This window comes from Flavobacteriales bacterium (genome assembly GCA_016704485.1).
Classification (GTDB): Bacteria; Bacteroidota; Bacteroidia; order Flavobacteriales_F; family PHOS-HE28; genus PHOS-HE28.
Map to the genome: position 1 here is coordinate 596,285 of JADJAA010000001.1, position 23,926 is coordinate 620,210.

Genomic DNA, 23,926 nt, shown 5'->3' on the forward strand with positions numbered 1-23,926 from the left:
AAATGGGGGCTTCGGTCCCCATTTCAATTTTCTGAGCGATCCCTATCGAAGCAGATATCTTTGGCCACCCATGACAGTGATATCCGCAGTGATCATAACCCGCAACGAGGCACGAAATATTCAGCGCTGTATTTCTTCGCTGAAGAATGTTGCGGACGAGGTTATCGTGGTCGATGCCGAAAGTGATGATGGAACACGTGAACTGGCCAAGCAACTTGGTGCTGAAGTTCATGTTCGCACGTGGACGAACTATAGCGATCAAAAGAATTTCGCGAACAGCTTGGCCAAGAATTCCTACATCCTTTCCATGGATGCCGATGAAGCACTTTCACCTGAATTGGAGGCTTCCTTATTGCAGCTGAAGCAAAAACAATTGGACGCAGTTTACAGCGTGAGCCGCTACACGAACTATTGTGGGCACTGGGTAAAACACGGCGGATGGTATCCCGATGCGAAGGTGCGTTTGTTCCCAAAGAAAGATACGCGCTGGGAAGGTGCTCACGTTCACGAAACGTTGGTCTTACCGAAAGGAATGAAAGAAGTACGGCTTCGCGGAGATCTATTGCATTACTCCTACCACACGATCGCGGACCACAAGAACAGGATACAGCGTTACAGCACCTTGCACGCGCAAAGCATGTTCGAGAATGGTCGTAAGGCCGGTGTTGTAAAACGATGGAGTTCACCGGTTGCCAAGTTCATTCAGGGCTACCTCTTTCAACTCGGGTTCCTGGATGGATGGGCCGGTTGGAAGATCGCCACACTTTCCGCACGAGCTGTTTATTTGAAGTATTCCAAACTATCCCAATTGAATCGCGGTGGAACGATCTCCTGAACGTATTATTCTAAGCCGGACCGACAGCATTGGCGACGTTATGTTGACGTTGCCGTTAGCTGGTCTGCTGAAACAGTGGTTCCCGAACATTCACATAACGTTCTTGGGACGCAGTTACACAGCACCTATACTTCGTTGTTGCGAGCATGTCGATTCCATTCTCACCATGGAAGAACTGGAGGCGAACAACACAGCGGATGCCGTTGCGAAACTTCGTGACCTGCATGCGGATGCGATCGTGCATGTTTTCCCCGAACAACGCGTTGCGCAATGGGCCAAGAAAGCAGCAATACCCATTCGCATCGGCACAAGCCATCGGTGGTGGCATTGGTTCACTGCGAATGAGCGTGTTTCCTTCAGCCGAAAGAACAGTGATCTGCACGAAGCACAACTCAATGTGAAGTTACTCGCTCCATTCGGGATCACTGACCAGCCAAGCATTTCTGAATTAGCCGCACTCACCGGCTTCAGAAGAATTGCTCCGGACAGAACGGTATCCGATCTAGTTCGAAGCGACAGAAAATGTGTGATCCTGCACCCACGTTCAAAAGGCAGTGCTGCGGAATGGGGGCTTGATCGCTTCACGGAACTGATCGAGCTATTGGACCCGGAGGTATACCAAGTGATCATAACAGGCACAGCATCCGAAGCCAGCGAATACCGCTATGGTCTACCGGTACACTTGCCGCATGTTACCGACACCGGCGGAAAACTGAACCTCGATCAATTGATCGCGTTGATCGGTGCTAGCGATGCATTGATCGCTGCCAGTACAGGACCACTGCATATTGCTGCGGCCTGCGGTGTTAAAGCCATTGGCCTTTACCCAACGCAACGGCCAATGCACCCTGGAAGATGGTCGCCGCTTGGCAAGGATGTTCACGTGTTGGTGAATGAAACTGCGAAGGAACTTGACGTCAATAAACAAGTTCACGCGATCTTGCCTTCCGAAGTGCTCAAGGTTCTATCCGCGAACTAGAGCGTTCAGGCGCAGCGAACACAAGTACTGCATAGTACAACGCGAAAAATGTTGCACCAGCTTGGGTCTCTATCGTATCGTCCGTTAAACAACTGATCCCGAAGATCACGGCCCATGCAATGAACAGTGGATCGCGCCAAGCACCGGTCACATAAGCTGGCCACCACCAACTGAACAGGGTCCACAACAGACCCAGAACACCGAAGCTAATGAGTAACGTGAGGTATTCATTGTGTGCTCGGAGCCTCCACTCCTCCGCAAGCGTGGAGTTGGTCGCCTCGTAGTATTCGTCGAACGCTACTTGGGTATCTCCGGTACCAACTCCCGTCAACCAATTTGCTTTCGCAATGGCCGATCCCGCCTTCCAGAATTCAAGTCGCATGGCAACGGAATGACCGTCCGCATTCCCGTACGCTTTGTACTGACCCAGCTCCATCACGACTTCTGAGAATCGTTGCTCCAACTTGCTTTCATTGCCTGTATTGGTTACGCCACGTTCTATTGCTTCAATTTCACTCGCCGCAAGGCCCGTTATCGCAATGCTGTCCTTGTGAAGGCCTTTGGAACTTAGATACCGGAACAATGTTCCATATAGAATATGACCGCTACTATCCATGTCGGCAAGCCCAAGTCGGCTTCTGGTCTTCCATGTTCTATCCAGCTCGGCCCACGCAATGTATGACCATACATAAGCGCCGTTCTCCTTCTGCGGATTGGTTGCATCATAGGTATACGCTTCACCGCCAGCAGTGTATTCACCGGCACCCATAGCAACTGGATCCGGAAGTGAAAAGCTCTTCGTTACTGTGCTTCCAACCCATACCAATACGCAGAGCGGAACAGCGATCAAGACGAAGCGTATCGTATATCGCAGAAGTGGTTGGATCCGACCAAGCAAACGCCAAAGCAACAGGCCGCCCAATACGAACAGGATCATGAACCCTTGAATACTCCCCAACCTATTGATGACATAGAGTACCCACAACGAAGCGATGGTCTGCGCGACCATGATCCAGGATCGAGCTCGGTAATTGAAAAAGACAACGATCGCGAAGCACAGCAGAAGCGAAAGTCGAATGTGACTGATGAAGATCGAGAATTCACGGTAGCCATCACCGCTAGGAACGAACCCGATAAAACAAATGACCGTGCTTGCAACAACACTCCATGCACCGAACAACAGTATCGTACGCAGTTCTTTCTGCGTGAGCCTTTCGGACCCGGAAAGGATCACACTGAACACGACAACAGGGAACAGGATCCTGGCAAGATCCATACCCCAGGCCATCCCTTCAGGGGAAGTCCAAAGAAGCCCAACAACGTGTAGAACGAAGAACGAAATGAACACCAGTGAGGTCGTACTCGTGAATCCCTTGCGCAACCGTGCACTGAGGTCCTTGTTCACGTATCCATCAACGAACCAGTTCAACGCGAGGAGCATTTGTGCCATGCTCAGGATCGCAGTGCTCCACGGAAGTAAAATGGCGCATAGACAAAGTGCCGCTACATGTATCGTGCGAAAAATGGCTCTATTGCGCATACATGTAACCCATCGGGCCGGGCACTATCGAACGAAAGTGACGAACTTTTATTTCCCGCTGGTTGATCCAGTGCCGGCCAAAATGGTCTTGTACTCGCCTTTATTGAGCACATCAATGGCTTTCAGGATATACGGATCACTCCCCATCGATGCCTTTGCACGGCCTGTCTGGAAATAATAGCGTGCTACCAATTCGCTTTTAAGGACCTCTTCAATATCACTGCGGAAACGCATCAGTTCCTCCGAACGATCCGGACGCAGTTCAGCACGTAGTGCATCCAGCTGTTCCTTGGCGTGGTCATAGTACCGTTCTTTCTTGGCCTTTTCCTCCAGTACCAGCAACGCTTCCATGGTCTCCGTATCGTAATCGAACTCTTTGTCCTTCACGAAATCAACGAACTGTTGGTACAATTCATCACTCACTTTGAATTGCTCCGGTTCAGCGATCTCGGCATGGGCCAAGCGATAATCGGTGGCGAAGTCGAAGAACAGGTCTTTGTTGTAGAGTCCACCGACCACTTTTGCAAGTTCCGGGTCCTCTACTTCCACATCAGGGAATACGCCGCGACCATCGAATACAGGTCTTCCGTTGCGTGTCCTGAATTCTGCGATCGAGTCTTCCTTGAACAGGATCGCATGGCCGGAACTATCCCGGTGAGCATAATCCAACTTCTGGATACAACGACCACTGGGGATGTAATACTTGGCCACGGTCACTTTCAACTTACTGTTGTAATAGAGATCACGCGTTTGTTGCACAAGGCCTTTGCCGTACGTACGCTCACCGATCACCGTGGCACGATCCAGGTCCTGGAATGCTCCACTAACGATCTCGCTTGCACTGGCACTTTGTCCATCGACAAGGATCACCAACGGGATCTCCGCATCCAACGGTTCGCTCAATGTTTTATACGTTTTATCCCATTCCGGGATCTTGCCTTTGGTCTCTACCACCAATTGGTTCTTCGGCACGAAAAGGTTGACGATGTTCACCGCTTCGCGCAGCAGACCGCCACCATTCCCGCGAAGATCCAACACCACTTTGGTGGCACCCTGATCCTTTAACTCCTTCACCGCATTGCGCACTTCCTGACTTGCCGTTTGCGTAAAGCTGTTCAACTTCAAGTAACCGACCATACCAACTGGATCGATCATTCCTTTGAAAGGCACATCGGGGATCTTGATCTCTTCCCGCATCAACGTATGCGTTTCCGGTGCGGATCCTTGCCGCTGAGTAACGATCTTCACCGCAGATCCTGCCTGACCTTTCAACAGCTTGCTTACCTCTTCAGTAGACAAGCCTGGTATCTTCTTATCATCCACTTCCAGGATCTCATCACCGGCCCAGACTCCAGCCTTCTGGGCCGGGTAGCCTTCATACGGTTCGCTGAAGAATACACGCTCATCCTTCTGCTTTATCAACGCGCCAACGCCACCGTATTGCCCAGTGGTCATGAAGCGGTAATCCTCCATATCGCTTTCGGCGATGTATTGAGTGTACGGATCCAATGACGCCAACATCGCGTCGATGCCGGTCTTCATCAACTGGCCGGGTTCCGTATCGTCCACGTAATAGATATTGAGCTCCTTATACAGCTCCGTGAAGATCTCCAAGTTCTTACTGATCTCGAAGTAGCTGTCCCCAGCCGATAGGGTGAAGGCACCTCCGCCAATTATAGCTCCGCCTAATAGCCAGAGTTTCCATTGTGCAGTCGTCGTTTTCTTATCCATGTTGATAGGATTTTTCTGGAACAGGGTCATGGCCATGACCACCCCATGGGTTGCAAGATATGAAGCGTTTAAGCGTAAGCCACCCGCCACGGAACGCTCCGTGGGTGCGTAACGCCTGCAATCCGTACTCCGAACACGAAGGTGAATAGCGGCATGCACCGGGCAGTAAGGGCGAGATCAAGTACTGATACAACCTTACCAACGCGATCAACGGCCATGAAAAAAGTTTACCCATGCTCTTTCATCCAACGATCCAAACTCCGGGATATTTTCTGCTCTACCTCAGAATAGGTTATTCCCGCCTTTCCTTGATAGATCAACAGCCACGCATACTGTAACCCTTCGGTACCGAGCCGTTCATATAAATTCGGCTTGTTCTGCCGGTAGGCTTCGCGCATAAGGCGTTTGATGCGGTTGCGGTCAACGGCTCTTTTCATCCCTCTCTTCGGAACCGAGAACGCTACTTGCGCAGGCGCTACGGTAGGCAATGCCAACTTCTTCCCAACCAGTTTGAAGGGATGGTCATGCACCGCACGACCCGTGGTAAAGACCTCCTGGATCAAGAGACGCCGGCAGAGGTGTTCATGTTTACGGAAGGTCGCCATATCACTATTGGTTGCTCCTTTTTACCAGGATCACAACTGACGTGGACCCTAAGAAGCCTACTTCTTCTTTTTGCTCTCCCGCTTTATGTAGAGCTCTATGGCACCGGTCATACTTGGTGCTTCCGGTAATGGTGCTTCAAGATCCAACCGAAGGCCATTGTCACGCGCAGTTTTCGAGGTGGTGGAACCAAAACAGGCGATCAATGTGGTTCCTTGTTTGAACTTCGGAAAATTCTTCAGCAGACTTTCTATACCGCCTGGGCTGAAGAACACCAACATGTCGTACTTCAAGTTTTTCAGATCGCTTAGATCACTCGCTACCGTGCGATAGAACACTGCGTTGGTGAATTTCACATTCGCCTTGGCGAGCAGTGACGGGATCTCACTCTTCTGGATATCACTACTTGGCACAAGGTATTTTTCGTTCTTGTGTTTTTTGATGACATCGATCAGATCATGGAACGTCTGCTTTCCGATGAAGACCTTGCGTTTGCGATAGACAATGTATTTCTGCACATAATAAGCGACACTCTCGCTCACGCAGAAGTACTTCATTGTCTCCGGAATGGTGAGCCGCAGCTCCTTGGCCATCCGGAAGAAATGATCCACCGCGTTCCTACTGGTAAGAACGATCGCTGTATGGTCCAATATACTGATCCGCTCCTGACGGAACGTTTGACCATCCACGGACTCCACTTTAATGAACGGTCTAAAATCGATCTTCAACCCGTGCTTGCTGGCAAGCTCGTGGTAAGGCGACTTTTCGTCAGTAGGAGCAGGTTGGGATACAAGAATGGTCTTGATCTTCAAGGCCGTGAACTTAGAGGTTGATCAGGGAGGGAATTGGTCGGCGCAAAGCGTCGACCAATAGCAGTAATGGGAGTATTTCTGTGGCGCAAAGGTAAATAATTATGTAACGGACAGGCACGCCCTCACCTATTCCGATCCAAACACCGCGTAGCCAGCGGAAAAGCAACAGCAATACCGTGACCACACCACCAGCTACCAATAACTCATAACGCCATTCCGGACGGTAAGCAATGAGCACGGCCAATGGGAGCAGGACAAGACCGGCCAATATAAATACCAAAAGACCGGAATACAGATGCTCACCAAGACCATTGTCCACACGCATGATCATTGCTGCAATACGCAATACCAAACTCTGTATGAACACCACGGCAGCGATCAGAAACACCCAGACAAGATAACCAGGCGATCCAGGGATATCCAGATAAATGAACACCTGCCATGCGAATAAGCCCATGACCAGCACCGAGCAGAAAAGTAGACCCAGCAAGGTCCTATCCTGTAGATCGATCTCCTCCCGTAACGTCTGTTTACCCAAACGCATCTGGAACAACGCCTGACCAAGCAACCGCCATTTCCGGGGTGAACTCACATTGGTGATCGCAATAATGATGAACACCACGAGCAATACCAACGCCACCCACCAAGCACTCATAGGGTCAATGTAGCGCAGGTGATCGAGGGAATTCACAGGTTGCATTCAGGTACAAAAGTAGATGCGTGATCAGGGCTATCACCTCTTAAATTTTACGCCACCTACGTTCTGCGACCCATTCTGGGCCGAAATTGACGCTGAGCATGGCCGAGATCTTATATCTGCGACCCATTTCAGGGTCAAATAACGCAACTGTTTCGACCCAGCATGGGTCGTAGAAGTTAGAAAAGTAGAACACGATGCATGTCTTTCGATCTGCCGTACGGCAGTGTCGCAGGCGATGTATTCTCAATGAATGCTAACGTTTTTAAGAGGCGAAATGGATGCATGGCGCTCGCCGCCCACAGGGTGCGTAATTTTGCCCCTCTTGTCGCGAATATCCTATTCGGAAATAGGCAGGAAACCTTTAAAAGATACCATGAGCACTGCCACAACTTCTTCAAAAGCCACCCCTAAAAGCGCAACCGACCTGTACCAAGCACACGATCATTACCTGGTCGATGAACTGCTTACGGAGGAGCACAAGCTGATCCGCGATACGGCGCGCAAGCACATCAGCAAGCACCTGAAGCCGATCATTGAGGAGGCGTTCGAGAAAGCCGAGTTCCATCCGGAGATCATCCCTGGACTGGCAGAGATCGGTGCATTCGGCCCGATGGTACCTACCGAATACGGCGGTATGGGCCTGGATCAGATGAGCTACGGCCTGATCATGCAAGAGATCGAGCGTTGTGATAGCGGTCTGCGCAGTTTGTGCAGCGTGCAAGGCAGCTTGGTGATGTACCCGATCTGGAAATACGGCAGCGAGGAGCAGAAAATGAAGTGGCTTCCGCAACTGGCGGCAGGCACAAAGATCGGGTGCTTCGGACTTACCGAACCCGACCATGGCAGCAACCCTAGCGGCATGGTGACCACCTTTCAGGACAAGGGCGATCACTACCTGCTGAACGGTGCCAAGATGTGGATCAGCAACAGTCCGCTGGCCGATGTGGCCGTGGTCTGGGCAAAGGCAGAGAATACCGAAGGGCGCATCCATGGCTTGCTTGTTGAGCGCGGCATGGAAGGGTTCACCACACCAACGACGCATGGTAAGTTGAGCCTTCGCGCCAGCCCTACCGGTGAATTGGTATTCGATAATGTGAAAGTACCCAAAGCGAACCTGCTCCCGAATAAGAGCGGCCTGGGCGCACCACTGGGATGCTTGGATAGTGCCCGGTACGGCATTGCGTGGGGAACACTCGGCGTGGCCATGGAATGCTATGACACCGCATTGCGCTACAGCCAACAACGGATCCAGTTCGGAAAGCCGATCGGTCAGTTCCAACTTACCCAGAAGAAATTGGCGGAGATGATCACCGAGATCACCAAAGCGCAGTTGCTTACATGGCGCTTGGGTGTATTGCGGAATGAAGGTCGCGCTACCACCGCACAGATCAGCATGGCCAAACGCAATAACGTAATGTTGGCACTGACCATCGCACGCGAAGCACGCCAGATCCTCGGCGGCATGGGCATTACCAACGAATACCCGATCATGCGCCACATGATGAATTTGGAAAGCGTGGTGACCTACGAGGGTACGCACGATATCCATTTGCTGATCACCGGCATGGAGGTTACGGGGTTGGCGGCTTTTAAGTAAGGGGGAATAGAACGCAGATAGAGGCACTTACTGGACTGCGGGTCGAGCCCGCAGTGGCGGTTGGGGGGTAAGTCACTGCGGGCTCGACCGCAGTCTCGTCATCCGCCACACCGATCCGGCCCGCAATTGTATACTAAAAACGAAGCCCTCGCCAATTGGCGAGGGCTTTCACGTTTCTTATTATGCTGTTCTTATTCTCCTACTAGAGCGGCCAAGGTCTCAACAGGAACCATCTTGCGGTCGTGCTTTACTTTCATTAGGCCTGAACCGTTCAGGAACGTGATGGTTCCTACAGGACCAGCGTACTCAAGACCGCGGTTGGTATCGGCGGCTTCAAGCACCACATCGAAATCCACTTTTTGGTTGGCTTTCTGAGCGTCTTTCGTGTTCAGTGCGTTGCGCGTATCAACGTCTACGGACTTAGTGATGAAGCCGGGCTTGTAAAAGATCAACCGGGCTTTCACGTTCACAGGAACATGGAACTCGAAGCGACCGTTAGGCTGCACCTTGGCGAACATGCACTGGGAATCTCCCAACTCAACCGCGAGAACCACATCCTGTGCATCCAAGGTATCCATGTGCAACCATCCGGTCAGTACCAACTTATCCGTGGTGGTCTCGTTGCCGGGAGCAGCGAAGAGGCCTAGGCCGATCAGTGCGAAAAGACCGGTAATAAGGGCTGAGAGGAAGAGGTTGGAGGCTTGCTTGTTCATTGTGGGGAGTGTGTGTGACATTGACGATACAAATGTCCGGGCCCATGCCGCCGCCCACAATACCCACATGTGGGGAAACTTGCTTCAACCTAATAGAATGAAGGGGCAACCGATCACACCCACCGGCGGTCCATCGCATACTTCACGATGCCTGCTGCACTGCGTACGTTCAGTTTCAGCATCAAGTGCTTGCGGTGCGTCTTTACGGTATCCTCGCTGATGAAGAGTGCAGCCGCGATCTCGCCATTGGTCCGTTCCAAAGCGATCATCTTAATGACCTCCCGCTCACGAGCGGTAAGGCCTATATACTCCCCATCCGGGTTCTTCTCCGTAAAGGAGTAGCCCTTCTCCTTGCTTTCCTTGGCGGCATCGCAGACGAATTGCTCGTTGTTCATCACGGCCCTTATGGCCAACATCAGTTCCTCCTTGGTCCCATCCTTGGTCAAATAACCCAACGCACCTTCAATGAGCATACTATTGATGTACTCGACCTCAGTGAGCTGAGAATGCGCAATTACCTTGATCCCGGGATGACTTTTCTTGATGGCACGCATGGTGTCGATGCCATCCAAGACCGGAAGCGAAACCTCCAGCAGAACAAGGTCTACTTGGTTATTCTTGATGAACGAAAGGACGTCCTTTCCATTGTTGGCGAAACCGACCACTTGGAACTGAGGGAACTCAGCTAATCGTGCGCGAAGTCCATCGGCTATAAGCTCCAACGGGTCTCCTACCAGGATGTGTACGGTCTTGTTTTCTGCGGACATGGTCTGCCAAGTTCGTACTATCCGATGAAATAACCTCAGTTTTCGAAGATCTTTTTCTGTTCTAAAGGTTTCTTCGATCTGCCCTTATAGTGCAGCTATGGCAGAAGCTGCCGGGTACTCCACACCCAACTGTTCACCATACCATGCGGTTCAACGCATCGCGAACGCACAAGAAAATAGATTTGCGACAATACAGCGGCGTGCACCCAATTAACAGGGCCAAGCTGGCGTATCAACCCTGAAACCAAGGAATACCAAAAGCCGTAGAACGGCGACCCTATGCTGTTCAATTCGATCGACTTCGCGCTCTTCCTGCCTATCGTCTTCCTCCTGTATTGGTGGGTAGGCGGTAACAGCCAGCGCCGCCGGAACGTGATCGTGTTGGTGGCCAGCTATGTTTTCTATGGGTGGTGGGATTGGCGCTTTCTGGGGTTGATCGCCTTCAGCACCTTGCTGGATTACAGCCTTGGTGTGGCCCTTGGCAATACCGATGATGAACGAAAGCGCAAGTACCTCCTCTGGACCAGCATAGCCATTAACCTCGGCTTTCTAGGATTCTTCAAGTACTACAATTTCTTTGCTGACAGCTTCGCCGATGCATTCACCTTGTTCGGTTCGGAGTTCACCACATCCCGGTTGAACATCATTCTACCGGTCGGTATAAGCTTCTACACCTTCCAGACGTTGAGTTACACGATCGATGTGTACAAACGGCAATTGGAACCCTCGCGCCAACCGATCGCCTTTGCTGCATATGTCAGCTTCTTCCCACAACTGGTTGCCGGGCCCATTGAGCGGGCCGTTAACCTCTTACCGCAATTCAGCACCTTGCGTAAGTTCGATAGATCCATGGCGTATGATGGGGTCCGCCAAATGCTCTGGGGGCTGTTCAAGAAAGTTGTTGTGGCCGATAATTGTGCGGAGATCGTGAATCCCATTTTCGCGGCCCACCATATGCATGATGGAAGCACCCTGTTCATGGCCGCGATCCTCTTCGCATTCCAGATCTATGGTGATTTCAGCGGGTATAGCGATATCGCCATCGGCAGTGCACGCCTTTTCGGTTTCGATCTGATGCGCAACTTCGCCTACCCTTACTTCAGTCGGGATATTGCGGAATTCTGGCGGCGGTGGCACATCAGCCTTAGCACATGGTTCCGCGACTACGTGTACATTCCACTTGGCGGCAGCCGTTTGGGCAAAGCATTGAACGTGCGCAACGTGCTGATCATATTCGTGGTGAGCGGTTTCTGGCACGGTGCAAACTGGACATTCGTTTTCTGGGGCCTGATCAACGGGCTGCTCTTCTTACCACTCCTTCTGCTCGGCAAGAACCGCGCGATGACGAATACAGTCGCCGAGGGAAGAATGTTACCCACGGCACTTGAGCTTTGGCAGATGGTCTCCACGTTCGCCATTACGTGTTTCGCGTGGATCTTTTTCCGTGCCGCAAGCATGCAGCAAGCCTACGATGTGCTAGGCTCCATCGCTTCCCGCACCCTGTTCAACGCTCCGGCCATCGCGAGTAAACGCATGCTGGCGTTCGCTGTGTTGGGTATCATGGTCACACTTGCGTTGGAGTGGATCTCCAGGGAAAAACAGTATGGCCTACAGCTGGATCACGTGCGTTCAAGACCAGTTCGGTATGCCCTCTATTATGGCGTTATTGCAGTGATCATGCTCGGCGCTCCACTTTCCGGCGGTGAATTCATTTATTTCCAGTTCTAGCGGATGATCATCTCCTTCATAGCACGCATTCTGAAGTTGGGCTCGTTCGCGCTGTTGATCCCAGTGCTGTACCTGATGATCCAGCACCGTTACGTTCCAGCGCCGCGCGTGACGCCGAACATTGCCGTGAACGAAAAACTAGCGTTCGCCCGCAACACCGTTCCTGAAAAGTTGGATGTGCTCGCGGTCGGCTCCAGCATGACGCTGAACAACTTGAATACCGAGGCCGTCCTTGATCACTATGGTAAGATCGCCTACCTCAATGCAGGGGCTTGGGGAACAGGTGCATCCGAAGTACGCTTGCTGGGTTCGATACTGGCCAAGAAGTACCATCCCAAAACCGTCATCGTCGCGACGAATATGATGGACTTCAAGAAAGAAGAGAACGTACTTGCGGAGGATAGTGCATCGATCGCCTCCTACGTGAATGGCTCGCCTACCTGGTTCAGTTATTTGAGGCATTGGAACGCACCGTACTACTTGCGTCAATCGGAATCGAACAAACTGCGCTTCACGGATCCCGCCAATTACGAATACCTTGGTTTTGATGCCTGTGGCGGTGCAACATTGGTGGTACCTGCCGATCGAATTGATCATGGCCGTTTCAATGCAGGGCCACCCAAGAGCGAATTGATGGATGAGGAACGGTACTTGGCATTCACTGACTTTGCAAAGAACATGCGTGCAATGAACATTGATCTGGTGGTACTTGAAAGTGCTTACCGCGATGGCTTACGCACCAAAGAGAACGATGCCCAACAAGCGCAGCACGTTGAGCGTTTGCGCGCAATGCTGGTGCCGCTTGGCCATACCCTCATTGATGCTAATGAACGGCATTGGCCAGACTCCCTTTATGTGGATGGCTCGCATTTCGGAAAAGCCGGAAGCAAGGAGTTCACCGCGTGGTGTTTGGGACGGTTGTAGCTCCTGAACGGGCTGACCAGGCTTATAAAGTCGGGAGCTTATTTTTCACGAACAGCTATTTCCTATCTTTCGGTGTCTTACGCGGAACGCACTTGATACTGACACAATGAGAAAGCTACTTTCCCTCGCTACCTTCTTGTTTTTTGTTGCAGCACTGAATGCACAGAACTGGTGCCCGCCTGGAGCAGCGTGGATCTATGATACCGGTAATCCATGGGTCGATTCGAAGACGTACATTAAATACTTGGGTGACACGGTCATTGAGGGGTATGTATCGCAACGGTTTGATATGACTGTTCTGACAACTGAGATAATGGGTAACGATACGCTCATCAACACACACCGACCAGAATTCTTTACGACCACGGACGGTGATGTGGTTTGGGAATACAACGGAACGACTTGGGATACACTCTATTGGTTCAGCGCCCTCCCCGGTGATCGATGGACTCCTTTCTGGCCATACGGGCAAGACTGTCCCGATTCCTATTGGTTGGTGACGGACACCTCTACTACTGTTGTTGATGGATTTCCGTTACGCACGTTGAGCTTGATCGGAACCGATGGAGATTTCGAATTCAATTCAGGAGAAACGATCATGGAGCGGATCGGTGGAAATATTGGCGGAGAACACTTTCCCGGTCATGCGTCATGTTCTATTATTTACGAATGCTATTGTGACCGCATCTGCTATTCAGATCAGGATATTGTTCCACCGAACGGCAGTTGCGCACTAACGCTGAACGTCCATGAAACGTTATTGCCCACTACCGACCTCACGGTAATGCCGCAACCGGCCAACACCCACGTGCAGATCTCTTCAACCAAAGCCAAGCCACTAAAGCAACTACTGGTTTATGATGCAAGTGGCAAGATCGTACTGAATGAAACCATCAGCAACGCTGATCGCTACATACTAGCGGTGGAGCAACTACCTGAGGGCTATTATGTGTTGCGTGCAACAGATGTAACAGGTGCGGTGAGCGCGGTTCCGTTGGTGATCGCACGGTAAGAACGTTCCGAGGTTCGTCGGGATGTTTCGTTCGTGAACCAATTGACGGCTCTGCGATCAACTCACAAGATCACCAACGCGGCAATAATGAAGATCACGATGATGATCAGGTATTGCCAGATGTCCACAAAGTAGCGCGAGTAGGTATTCCAGAATTCTTTGAGTTCTTTCATGGCTGTATTACGGAATCTAACGTAATACGATTTTCCGTATCCTTCGCCGAAGACTTTTCTCAATCCCCGTTCTACACGTTGCTCATGTGTGAACAAAACTAGGCGCAAGCTTGTTGAACAGAAGCGCACGATCTTTACTCCGCAATGTAAGTAGCGAATGAATACCGCGATACCTCTTTAATTGCCAATGACGGATCCCGTCTCTCACCGGACCAGTAAAAACCATAAATATGCGTAACACATTCATTCCACTTGTCGTATTTTCAGTTCTGTTCCTTTCGGGATGTACCATATCGAACCCCTTGAAATATTACAACAAGGCTTTAGCGAAACAACCTTTTGATGCTGTGATCGTTCCAGGAACACCCTTCTTGAACGGTAAATGGGATAGGATCACGCAAGGACGCATGTTGTGGGCGAAACACCTTTATGATAGCGGCGTTACCAAGAACATCATCTGTTCCGGATCTGATGTTTACAGTCCGTATAAAGAAGGGGAGATCATGCGCTTGTACGCAGTGAAAATGGGCATTCCGGAAAGCCATGTCTTCGCAGAGACACAAGCGGAGCACAGCACTGAAAATGTGTTCTACGGTTACAAGTTGGCCCGCTCAAAAGGCTTCGAAAAGGTAGCCTTGGCTTCGGATATTTTCCAGACCAAACTGCTTAAACGGTTCGTGCGCAAAATGCACCGAAGACTTGACGCGGAGATCACCGTGATCCCAATGTTGGAAGACACCATTGCTGCCATGGACCAAAGCACTCCGGCCATTGACCCAAGTTCTGCGTACGAGTCCGATTTCGTTTCGATCGTGGAACGTGAATCAAAATGGAAACGCTTCATGGGGACGTTGGGCAAGCACGTTGAGTGGAAGGAGTGAATATGAGAAAGTTGGCAGATAGCAGGGAGCAGTGAGCAGTGCGCAGTTCGCAGTGCGCAGTTCCAGCGGTTTTCGTTTGCTAGGCGTTTGGCCTTGGGCGTTGAAGAAGACTCAAGTTACAAGACCCAAGGGTTAAGTTTTCAAGACAGCCGGCAGTGATAGAGCCTATGAAACATTCACCTTTCACATTTGCTTTAATTCACGAGTCACAGGGATAGCTGGAGCATAGGTGAAAGGTGATCACGTGATCGGATAGTTGATCAGCTTTGGTCGTTGCAGGCCACTCTGCTTAAGCGCATTCACAAACCGAATAGATCGGCGATCACACACGTGCTATGGAAGTCAAGATCAACTGAACGTTTTCCCGTAATTCCGCCTTGGCAAGGACCTTCACCCGCATCGATCACGATCGCGTGTCCCACTCCGTCGAAGACAAAACTCGTTACAACTGCTCGTCCAGCATCGTCGTTGTATTTCAATTGCGATATGCCCAAGTGGCCGTCCATTTCGACCTCGATCCGATCGGCTTCTGCATCCAACCCATTCAGGCCTACCCATTGATCGATCAACTCCAATGAAGCGCGTTGATCTACGACCTTGTCGTTGGTTCCGTGCATCACGATCAATCGTGGCCAAGGGCCGATCGCGTCCGGATATACCTCGGAAATAATTGCGCGCCATTCCTGCGGTGTTCGGTCCGGTGGGTCGCCTAGTGATCGCGCCGCGGTGAGCAAACCCACATCACCCAAGAATGGACCACCGGCAATTGTTGCACCCGCTCGGAACGTTGCCGGATGCCCGACCATTGCATTCACAGCCATTGCAGCTCCTGCAGAAACACCGTAGATGAACACACGCCCCGTGTCGATCGGCCACGTTTGCTTGGCATGTTCCATCATGCTCATGATCGATGCCAATTCGCCTTGCTCACCTACGGCATCTTTGGCACGGAACCAATCAAAGCATTGCATCATATTATTCGAACCGCGCTGTTCCGGGCATACCAGTATGAATTCCCGCAGGTCCGCGAGCTTGTCCCAACCGGTCATTTCCAAAAGTTCCTCGGCGTTCTGTGTACAACCATGCAAAGCCACGACCATCGGCAAACGCTTTACGTCCGACCCCACATTCTCAGGTAGATGAACGATCATCCGAAGGTTTCCGGGATCAGGACCAAATTCCTTGACCTCGAATGTTTCTTGCCCGAACAAGTAACTCATCCGGAGCAGCATACTACATAGCAGGAAGAGCTTACCCATGGAAGCGCTGCAACGTATCACACTGCTCAAGCTCCGTTGTTCAGCTCGCATCACTTTTCTTCTTCGAAATAGATCTTGTAGAATTTCCGACCGCTTTCATCGGTGCCACGCTCGATCTTGTTCCGATCTCCATGGATGTAGATGTGAAAGTTCTTATCCAATTTCAACACGCTCTTGAAGATGCGCGCTTGCTTTTTTACGGCTTGCGCTGAGATCTCGAATCGCGGATCCATTTCCAGATCGTGCGTTTGCTTGAACTCATCCCCGAACCGTTTGAATGATTCGATGACCTTCGGCTCTTGGAATACCGTTTGCTCGAACACTTCTTGATCGTACTCCGTATTGCTCTTGAAATAATTCACCGAACGGTTCAACAGATCGATCTGATCCGCCTTGGCGATCTCATAGTTCTGCGGCAATTGGTCCGTGATGAAACTCTTCGTGAGTTCCAACATATTGCTGGTGCTGTTCACATTGTCCTTCTTGGCCTTCAAACCAATGAAATCATTCTGCCAATAGGTTGTGTGGTCGTTGTCATCGAGCACGAACAGCGTTGGCGCCTCTTCAGTGAACACCACTAAACAGGCTTTGTTCGGTTTGGCGCTACCTAAGCCTTTGCGCAGATCCAGCTCGATCGACTTGCCTCGGACCTTCGTCTCCATGAATACCTCTTTGCTGTCGTACTTGTAGATCCCAATGGCTTGGTAATGCCTTAGGCCAAGTTCAACATCGCTGAATCGTGCAATGAACAGATCTCCCGACTTTATGTTGTGGTGCTGACTGCTATCGATCAAGTGCTTTGCAATGTCCCGTGACCGTTCCACGAACTCACCTTCTTCTTGGATCGACCTGCACAACCGATGTAGCACGTTGTATTCCAACCCAACAGCATGCGTGAATTCCGAAGTGTGTATCGCCGTTGCGAATGGTTTCAAGAACAGTTTGCGCAGGAATTCCTGATCCTCCTCCCGCATCATTTCCTCATCCTGTTCCGCCAACACGCTCCCTTCTACTGTCGCCCCAACGCGATGTAGAATGAATGAACCTACACTCGCCTCTTTTCCAATGATCATGTTCTTCTCCTCGATCTACTCGAGGCGGCAAAGAAAGCAGATCGTTCGCGAGTGTCCGAATTCGATCGCTCGTCAATAGCGGTATGAAGAATAGTGGTATTTTGTGCATGCGTTGGCCTCTTCAATTCCAACGCTATCAACAATGACAAATAACGGTTTGATCAACTACACGTCGCTTTTTTGTGTTGCATTGGTCTGGATGTCCTGTGGAACTCCATCAAGTCCTGACCCGATCGAGAACAGTGCGCAAGAGGCTGCAGCGCCATCGCCAATGTTGGTCATCTTGGACGCTGAACGTACGGGCATCAATTTTGTGAACCGTGTCATTGAGGACGATAGCGCGAACTACCTCAACTACCGCTACATCTACAATAGTGGCGGTGTTGCCACCGGTGATCTTGACAATGACGGACTACCGGAGATCGTATGCGTGAGCAACCGGAACGGCGGTGCGATCTACAAGAACAATGGGGACCTGAAGTTCAGTGATGTAACGAAGACCGCGGGATTCAATTTGGTAGGGCTTTGGGCGACCGGTGTGTGCATGATGGATGCGAATGCCGATGGATTGCTGGACATTTACGTCTGCGGTTCCGGTCCGGGATACTGGCCCGTGAAATACCGGCGCAACCGGTTGTACATCAACAAAGGAGCTCTGAAATTCGTGGACGAAGCCGCGGAGAGAGGTGTAGCGGATGAAGGGCACCATACCGCAGCCAGTTTCGCCGACCTGGATGGTGATGGTGATCTTGACGTTTTCATTCTCGCACATCGCGTGGACTTCAAGAATTTGAACAATGCCATCACCGATCCACGGTTCCTGCCTGTTGCGGACCAATCCGATCGCCTTTACCTGAACGATGGAACCGGACATTTCGCCGAGCATTCCGCGACCGCTGGAACGGCGAGCCGCAATTGGGGCCTCGGCGTTGCGATCGGTGATATCAACGGCGATGGACGCAACGATATCTACACCAGCTGCGATTACTACTCGCCCAACAAATTGATGATCAATAACGGAACACGGGATGGCATACCACGCTTCTCGGATCGTGCATTGGAGTTCCTAAGGCACACCTCATATTTCGCCATGGGCGTGGATCGAGGGGATCTGAACAACGACGGTGTTGCGGATATGATGGAACTGGACATGGCCATTGGAGACCATAAACTGAGCAAGGAGAATATGGCCGGCATGAAACCCGATCAATTCCGGAACATGGTGAAGAACGGTATGAACCATCAATACATGGTGAACACGCTACACCTTGGCCTGGGCAATGGCCATTTTGCAGAGATCGCGCAGGCCGCATGGGTGGACAAGACAGACTGGAGCTGGTGCCCACTCATTGTGGATCTGGACAATGATGGTTGGAAGGACCTTTACGTTACCAATGGCATTCCGCGCGATATCGGAAATGTTGATTTCAACATCAAGGCGAATGCAATAACGGAAGAAAGTGGCGGACGGCCAAACTTCAAACAGATCCTTGATCTTGCCCCAAGCCACTACAAAGAGACCAGCGTTTTCCGGAACAAAGGAGACCTCACCTTCGAAAAGGCCATGGACCCGTGGAACTTTCACCACAGTAATGCCGCGACCGGAGCATCGTATGCGGATCTGGATGGCGATGGCGATCTGGATATTGTTTCTGCCGATGTGAACGACAAATGCAAGGTCATCGAGAACCGTGCGCGACAACTTGGAAACGATCACTTCATCCAAATTCTCCTGAAAGGTGAAGACCTGAATCCCAATGCGATCGGAACCACCGTGACCATTAAGAACGCGAAGGGTATCCAAACGTTTGAGCTTTGGCTTGGCCGGGGTTATCAGAGCAGTGTGGAACCGATCGTCCATTTTGGTTTGGGCGATGGCTCCGTGGATGAGCTGATGATCGATTGGTACGATGGAACACGCACGATCATTTCATCCCCAACGGTCGATCAGCGCATGACAGTGGACATGAAGGCGGCTGCTCGTGCGGCACGGCCAAAAGAAGATCAGCGATCATTCTATGTGGATCGTTCCTCGAATTTGAGCGGGGTAACTGCTCATAAAGAAAACGCGTTCGATGACTTTCTCAAGGAACCTTTATTACCCCAACAACAAAGCCAACACGGGCCCGGGGCTGCTGTAGCCGATGTGAATGGCGATGACCTTGATGATATGATCATTACCAGCGAAACAGGAAGCGCAACTACGTTGTACCTGCAGAGCGCATCTGGAAAATTCACGAAAGCAGGATCGCAACCGTGGAGCTCTTACAAGAACTCTGAATTCATTGGCGCACATTTCTTCGATGCGGACGGCGATGGTGATCCGGACATTTACCTAGCTGCCGGGAGTACGGAGTTTCCAAAGGGTGCGAAGGAGTATCGCGACCGGTTGTTCTTGAACAATGGCAAAGGGAATTTCATCGAAGCACCTAATGCACTTCCGGAAAGCTATAACAGCACCAGTTGCGTGGTCTCCGAGGATCTGGATACCGATGGCGATCTGGACCTATTCGTAGGCGGTCGGAATGTGCCCGGTTTTTATCCGTTTTCACCGCAATGCCAGATCCTCCTGAACGAGAATGGCCGATTCATTGATGCAACTGCGAATTGGTTGCAACAGGGAAACGAACTGGGAATGATCACCGCGGCGCAGTTCGCGGATCTCGATGGCGACAAGAAGAACGAGTTGATCGTTGCCGCAGAATGGATGCCCTTGCGCATTCTGAAGAATACTGGCAGCTCGTTTAAAGATGCTACAGCGAACATGATAGACACGACCATGTCCGGCTGGTGGCAAGGCCTTCGTGTGGAGGACATTGATGGTGATGGTGACCTGGATATACTCGCTGGCAATCTTGGAATGAACAACAAGTTCCACCCATCCCACGAACGACCACTGAAGGTCTATTCCGGCGATCTGGATGGAACCGGCACCAACGATATTGTTCTTGCCAAGACGGGAAATAGTGGTGAACTCCCGGTGCGTGGGCGCGAATGTTCTTCGCAGCAATGCCCGGTGATCCTGCAGAAGTTCCCGAGCTACAAGTCCTTTGCTGAAGCAGATCTGCAGAAGATCTACGGAGCAGATAAATTGGCGAACGCACTGCAACTTTCCGTTACGGAATTCAAGAGCATGGTGCTTCTTAACGATGGACAAGGCAAATTCACTGCAACCGCATTACCGAACCATGCGCAGCTCTTTCCGATCCGCGACTTTATCCTTCAGGATGTGAATGGCGATGGTAAGAAAGACATCATCTGCGGTGGGAACATGTACGGTGCCGAAGTTGAGACCGTGCGGTATGATGCCGGTGTGGGACTTCTTCTTTACGGCGACGGCAAAGGTGGATTCAAACCTGCACCTGTTGCTGAAAGCGGGATCTTTTCACCTTACGATACACGCCACGTAATGCCCATACGCATCGGAACATCCAAAACACCCGGCATCCTGTTCGTGAATAACAGTGGACCAGCACAGCTTTTCATGCCTAGCGGAAATGCGATAAGTGGTGTTGCTGCTTTGCGTTGATGTTTACCTGAACATCTCCGAATATTCTTCACTCTGCATATATGCAGAATGCAAAGGTTTTGAATCACGTACTGTGGTCTGTTGAGGAGTCGTAACGACGCGATCGCAAAGTCTCATACAGCCAACACTACATTGAGAACTGTAAGCGTGAAGTCGTTATCCAACATAAAGACCATCCCGAAAGCATTTTGGGATGGGCTCTATATGTTCTTTGGTCGGTCCTAAACCGTGCAAGGCCTCTACCGCAACAACGTGATCTTTCCGACCACATCTTTTCGTTCTTGGTAAGGCAAGCGATAACCCACCTTGTACACATAAACGCCATCCGGTGAAACCCTTCCACCGTAGGTTCCGTCCCAAGTTGCATCAGGGTCTGTGGTCCTGAAGATCACTTCGCCAAAACGATCCACGATGACCATTGAAAAATCCTCCGGGGTACACTCCCCTTTCCAGCTCCATGCATCGTTCTGCTCATCGTTATTCGGTGAGAATGCCGATGGTATCCATACCGTGCAAGAGTCGGAACAATCTTCTATGAACATGGTTCTTTCCACATCGACAACACCACAGCTCAATGTTACTTGCAGGGAGACCAACACTTCACCTGCCCGCGTAAAACGCACACTAGGATCGATCTCCGTGGAGTTATCCGCTGCGCCATTAAAATTCCATTGCACCCCGACCACCGCTGAATCGGCTTCAAGAATGAATTTCACCGGATCCTGCATGCACTTCGCATCCTGCACAAAGTCCGCAACGCAAAGACATTCAATGTTCATCACCGTTGCCTCCGCTACGTCAACACACCCGTTCACATTGGTTGCTGTGAGGATGTATGAACCAGCATCGTGTACCATTGTCGGATCGGCCAATGGATTGCTATTGAACGTGTAGACAACCGACATTCCTGAAGTTGGGAATACCGTACTGAGATCTACCGTCTGCCATGAGCACAGCGTAAAGAACTGATCAGCGCCCAGAACAGGAACGTCATTCACGACAAAGTCAACGAATGCAGTATCGCTGCAACCAGCGAGATTGCTTGCCACTAAACGGTAATTCCCAGTTGCATTCACTGCAGCAGGGTCGGTAACCGCTGCCCCGCCAAGTGTCCATTGCGTAGTGTGGTTCGCCGTGGAATACAATGCAGTAAGATCGAAGGTTGAACCGGCGCAGATGGATGCTGTTTGGTCCGCACCAAGAACTGGCGATGCTTCGAACATTAACGTAACAACCGCTGATGCCGTGCAACCAGCAGTGTTCGTCGCGGATAAGGTATACGTACCTGCGGTAAGAACGGAAGTCGGATCAGCAAGCGCTGAACCTCCTGCGGTCCAAGATGTCGTATTCGAACCAGTGGCGTAAACCGATGTGAGATCAACAAGAACACCAGCGCATTCGGTCAGCGTTTGGTCAGGCCCAAGCGTAGGGTTGGCCGATACGATCAGATCCACCGTTGCATTATCGCTACAACCATTTGCCGCTGTTGCAACAACTGTATAAAGGCCTGTTGCGTCAACCGCTGTTGGATCAGCGACCGGTGCGCCAGAAAGGGTCCACGTCGTGGTGAGACCAGCAGTAAGGAACGAGGAAGTAAGATCAACCAGATCACCGGAGCAAGCGGAGGCCGTAGCATCAGGTCCGAGGTCCGGAGGTGCGATCGCATTGACCGTAACGAAAGCGGTATCCGCACAGCCAGTGCCGTTGGAAGCGATCAACTCATAGGTGCCCGTAGTACTAACTGCTGAAGCGTTTGCTACTGGCACTCCAGCTAACGACCAGGATGAAGTTAAGCCCGTAGTGGAATAGAGTGATGTAAGATCGAGCGTGGCGTTGGTGCACAGATCAACCACTTGGTCCGCGCCTACGGATGCCAAGGACTGCACCACCAATGTAACTTCCGCAGTGTCAGAGCAGCCTCCAGGCGATGTAGCGATCAAGGTATAAATGCCGTCGAACTCTGCTACCGTCGGCGTTGTGAGAACATTTCCACCAAAGTACCAATCTGCGGTTGCTCCAGCGGTAGTGTAAAGTGTTGTAAGATCCAAACTGCTGCCCGGACAAATGCTGACCGATTGATCCGGACCCAATGCAGGACCAGGATCAACGTTCAAGGTAACCAACGCGGTATCACTACAGGTTCCTGTACCGGCAATGATCTGATAGGTGCCAGGTTCATTGGCAGTCGATGCAGATGCGCTTGTGATAGACGCTCCGGCGAACGACCAATTGGCCGTAGATCCAGAAAGCACGAACAATGCATTCAGATCAGCTGTTTCGCTTCCACAGATATCCATGGTCTGATCCGTGCCGAGCGCTGTTGGCGGCGACTCAACTATATCGAACTGAGCGGAATACCAACAATTATCCCAAGGATCAGTGGCATCCACTTGAATGGTCTGTGTTCCAGATGCCGCATTAGGATCGAAATTCGGGTCGGACCAATTCCAATAATTAAAGGAGTAACCCGTATTCAAGCCTTCATAATACGCAACAACATCAACGGTCTCGCCAGCACATACGTAAGCCACATCACTTGGAATGCCTCCCCAACATGGCGGCGGGCCAGGATCAAAATAGAATGCAAAACCACCGTTTCCTGCACCCCCATCGAACCATCCGGGGGTCCAAATTCCACCAGGTCCAGGACCACTTACACTGCCGCAAGCTGTATCGATCACGGTAATGGTCCATGTTCCGTCCGCATTCTCATAATCGAAAAGATCAAGTGATCCCCCTTCTGCTGTCCAATCACCAGTAAAAGGAGCAGTGCCCGTGGTGATGGATGGATATTGAAAATACTGGAACGTGGTATTGGTGTAATTCTGTCCACCCGCGCCATTGAATGCGGACAAGAGTAACGTGGTCCCTTCCGGAGAGGTCAACGAGATCTGTAATGTCCAAGGATGCTCACTGGTTATATTGATCGTAAGCATTTGCAGCGAGTAAGTCCATCCGCCACCCCATCCTGGAGGGTACAATGTACCAACACCGGACACATTCGCTGTAAAATAACTGGTGTCACATGGAGGTATGGGTCCACTGGTAAATGGCACTGTCGTTTGCGCGT

General features: G+C 51.2%; 19 protein-coding genes. 8 read left to right on the forward strand and 11 right to left on the reverse strand.

Going from position 1 to position 23,926, the window contains the following annotated elements; translation table 11 throughout:
* Positions 1–70 precede the first annotated feature (70 nt).
* Both IPF95_02635 and IPF95_02640 read left to right on the forward strand, forming a co-directional pair.
* Complete coding sequence (locus IPF95_02635; GenBank protein ID MBK6473590.1) at positions 71–835, forward strand: glycosyltransferase family 2 protein; 765 nt, start codon at positions 71–73, stop codon at positions 833–835.
* Positions 819–1,814 carry a glycosyltransferase family 9 protein gene (locus IPF95_02640; protein MBK6473591.1) on the forward strand — a complete coding sequence of 332 codons (996 nt, stop codon included), beginning with the start codon at positions 819–821 and terminating at the stop codon, positions 1,812–1,814. Before IPF95_02635 ends, IPF95_02640 begins: the two co-directional genes overlap by 17 nt.
* Here IPF95_02640 and IPF95_02645 read toward each other — a convergent pair.
* The 6 genes from IPF95_02645 to IPF95_02670 are packed head-to-tail and all read right to left on the reverse strand — an operon-like array spanning position 1,792 to position 7,155.
* Positions 1,792–3,354 (reverse strand): O-antigen ligase family protein, encoded by a 1,563-nt coding sequence (locus IPF95_02645; GenBank protein ID MBK6473592.1) that lies wholly within the window; start codon positions 3,352–3,354, stop codon positions 1,792–1,794. The two genes, IPF95_02640 and IPF95_02645, sit on opposite strands and share 23 nt — an antisense overlap.
* A gap of 48 nt (positions 3,355–3,402) precedes the next feature.
* Entirely contained in the window at positions 3,403–5,085 is a 1,683-nt protein-coding gene (locus tag IPF95_02650) for a S41 family peptidase (GenBank protein MBK6473593.1), read from the reverse strand.
* A complete protein-coding gene (gene yidD, locus IPF95_02655) occupies positions 5,078–5,320 on the reverse strand; it encodes a membrane protein insertion efficiency factor YidD (GenBank protein ID MBK6473594.1) in 243 nt (80 codons plus the stop codon). Before yidD ends, IPF95_02650 begins: the two co-directional genes overlap by 8 nt.
* On the reverse strand, positions 5,313–5,690 hold the full coding sequence (gene rnpA / locus IPF95_02660; GenBank protein MBK6473595.1) for a ribonuclease P protein component: 378 nt from the start codon (positions 5,688–5,690) through the stop codon (positions 5,313–5,315). The genes yidD and rnpA overlap by 8 nt, the downstream gene beginning before the upstream one ends.
* Positions 5,691–5,747: 57 nt before the next feature.
* A complete protein-coding gene (locus tag IPF95_02665) occupies positions 5,748–6,500 on the reverse strand; it encodes a uroporphyrinogen-III synthase (GenBank protein ID MBK6473596.1) in 753 nt (250 codons plus the stop codon).
* 10 nt (positions 6,501–6,510) lie between these two features.
* Entirely contained in the window at positions 6,511–7,155 is a 645-nt protein-coding gene (locus tag IPF95_02670) for a DUF4271 domain-containing protein (GenBank protein MBK6473597.1), read from the reverse strand.
* Between the two features lie 418 nt (positions 7,156–7,573).
* On the opposite strand from IPF95_02670, the gene IPF95_02675 reads away from it, so the two are divergent.
* Entirely contained in the window at positions 7,574–8,797 is a 1,224-nt protein-coding gene (locus IPF95_02675; protein ID MBK6473598.1) for an acyl-CoA dehydrogenase family protein, read from the forward strand.
* A 191-nt stretch (positions 8,798–8,988) separates the two neighbouring features.
* Here IPF95_02675 and IPF95_02680 read toward each other — a convergent pair whose 3' ends face one another.
* On the reverse strand, positions 8,989–9,510 hold the full coding sequence (locus tag IPF95_02680) for a hypothetical protein (protein ID MBK6473599.1): 522 nt from the start codon (positions 9,508–9,510) through the stop codon (positions 8,989–8,991).
* A 113-nt stretch (positions 9,511–9,623) separates the two neighbouring features.
* Positions 9,624–10,277, reverse strand: a complete 654-nt coding sequence (locus tag IPF95_02685; GenBank protein MBK6473600.1) for a response regulator transcription factor — start codon at positions 10,275–10,277, stop codon at positions 9,624–9,626.
* A 279-nt stretch (positions 10,278–10,556) separates the two neighbouring features.
* Between IPF95_02685 and IPF95_02690 the strand changes: the two genes are divergently transcribed.
* From IPF95_02690 to IPF95_02705, 4 genes are all read left to right on the forward strand, one after another.
* The gene (locus tag IPF95_02690; GenBank protein MBK6473601.1) at positions 10,557–12,005 is read left to right on the forward strand and encodes an MBOAT family protein; all 1,449 of its coding nucleotides are present in this window, start codon (positions 10,557–10,559) and stop codon (positions 12,003–12,005) included.
* Between the two features lie 3 nt (positions 12,006–12,008).
* Positions 12,009–12,929: a hypothetical protein gene (locus tag IPF95_02695; protein MBK6473602.1), complete on the forward strand. Its 921-nt coding sequence runs from the start codon at positions 12,009–12,011 to the stop codon at positions 12,927–12,929.
* 106 nt (positions 12,930–13,035) lie between these two features.
* Positions 13,036–13,941, forward strand: a complete 906-nt coding sequence (locus tag IPF95_02700) for a T9SS type A sorting domain-containing protein (GenBank protein MBK6473603.1) — start codon at positions 13,036–13,038, stop codon at positions 13,939–13,941.
* 403 nt (positions 13,942–14,344) lie between these two features.
* Positions 14,345–14,995 (forward strand): YdcF family protein, encoded by a 651-nt coding sequence (locus IPF95_02705; GenBank protein MBK6473604.1) that lies wholly within the window; start codon positions 14,345–14,347, stop codon positions 14,993–14,995.
* Positions 14,996–15,294: 299 nt separating this feature from the next.
* Here the strand turns inward: IPF95_02705 and IPF95_02710 are convergent, their stop codons facing one another.
* Together IPF95_02710 and IPF95_02715 are read right to left on the reverse strand one after the other, a co-directional pair.
* Complete coding sequence (locus tag IPF95_02710) at positions 15,295–16,305, reverse strand: PHB depolymerase family esterase (protein ID MBK6473605.1); 1,011 nt, start codon at positions 16,303–16,305, stop codon at positions 15,295–15,297.
* A complete protein-coding gene (locus IPF95_02715) occupies positions 16,305–17,327 on the reverse strand; it encodes a nucleoid-associated protein (GenBank protein ID MBK6473606.1) in 1,023 nt (340 codons plus the stop codon). The genes IPF95_02710 and IPF95_02715 overlap by 1 nt, the downstream gene beginning before the upstream one ends.
* Positions 17,328–17,469: 142 nt before the next feature.
* On the opposite strand from IPF95_02715, the gene IPF95_02720 reads away from it, so the two are divergent.
* Complete coding sequence (locus IPF95_02720; GenBank protein ID MBK6473607.1) at positions 17,470–20,856, forward strand: VCBS repeat-containing protein; 3,387 nt, start codon at positions 17,470–17,472, stop codon at positions 20,854–20,856.
* A gap of 239 nt (positions 20,857–21,095) precedes the next feature.
* Here IPF95_02720 and IPF95_02725 read toward each other — a convergent pair whose 3' ends face one another.
* A complete protein-coding gene (locus IPF95_02725; GenBank protein ID MBK6473608.1) occupies positions 21,096–23,912 on the reverse strand; it encodes a gliding motility-associated C-terminal domain-containing protein in 2,817 nt (938 codons plus the stop codon).
* Positions 23,913–23,926: the final 14 nt, after the last annotated feature.

Coding starts and splice junctions, on each gene's coding strand:
- IPF95_02635 (MBK6473590.1), top strand. CDS start 71: ATGACAGTGATATCCGCAGTGATCATAACCCGCAACGAGGCACGAAAT.
- IPF95_02645 (MBK6473592.1), bottom strand. CDS start 3,354: ATGCGCAATAGAGCCATTTTTCGCACGATACATGTAGCGGCACTTTGT.
- IPF95_02650 (MBK6473593.1), bottom strand. CDS start 5,085: ATGGATAAGAAAACGACGACTGCACAATGGAAACTCTGGCTATTAGGC.
- yidD (MBK6473594.1), bottom strand. CDS start 5,320: ATGGGTAAACTTTTTTCATGGCCGTTGATCGCGTTGGTAAGGTTGTAT.
- rnpA (MBK6473595.1), bottom strand. CDS start 5,690: ATGGCGACCTTCCGTAAACATGAACACCTCTGCCGGCGTCTCTTGATC.
- IPF95_02670 (MBK6473597.1), bottom strand. CDS start 7,155: ATGAGTGCTTGGTGGGTGGCGTTGGTATTGCTCGTGGTGTTCATCATT.
- IPF95_02675 (MBK6473598.1), top strand. CDS start 7,574: ATGAGCACTGCCACAACTTCTTCAAAAGCCACCCCTAAAAGCGCAACC.
- IPF95_02680 (MBK6473599.1), bottom strand. CDS start 9,510: ATGAACAAGCAAGCCTCCAACCTCTTCCTCTCAGCCCTTATTACCGGT.
- IPF95_02685 (MBK6473600.1), bottom strand. CDS start 10,277: ATGTCCGCAGAAAACAAGACCGTACACATCCTGGTAGGAGACCCGTTG.
- IPF95_02690 (MBK6473601.1), top strand. CDS start 10,557: ATGCTGTTCAATTCGATCGACTTCGCGCTCTTCCTGCCTATCGTCTTC.
- IPF95_02695 (MBK6473602.1), top strand. CDS start 12,009: ATGATCATCTCCTTCATAGCACGCATTCTGAAGTTGGGCTCGTTCGCG.
- IPF95_02700 (MBK6473603.1), top strand. CDS start 13,036: ATGAGAAAGCTACTTTCCCTCGCTACCTTCTTGTTTTTTGTTGCAGCA.
- IPF95_02705 (MBK6473604.1), top strand. CDS start 14,345: ATGCGTAACACATTCATTCCACTTGTCGTATTTTCAGTTCTGTTCCTT.
- IPF95_02710 (MBK6473605.1), bottom strand. CDS start 16,305: ATGCGAGCTGAACAACGGAGCTTGAGCAGTGTGATACGTTGCAGCGCT.
- IPF95_02715 (MBK6473606.1), bottom strand. CDS start 17,327: ATGATCATTGGAAAAGAGGCGAGTGTAGGTTCATTCATTCTACATCGC.
- IPF95_02720 (MBK6473607.1), top strand. CDS start 17,470: ATGACAAATAACGGTTTGATCAACTACACGTCGCTTTTTTGTGTTGCA.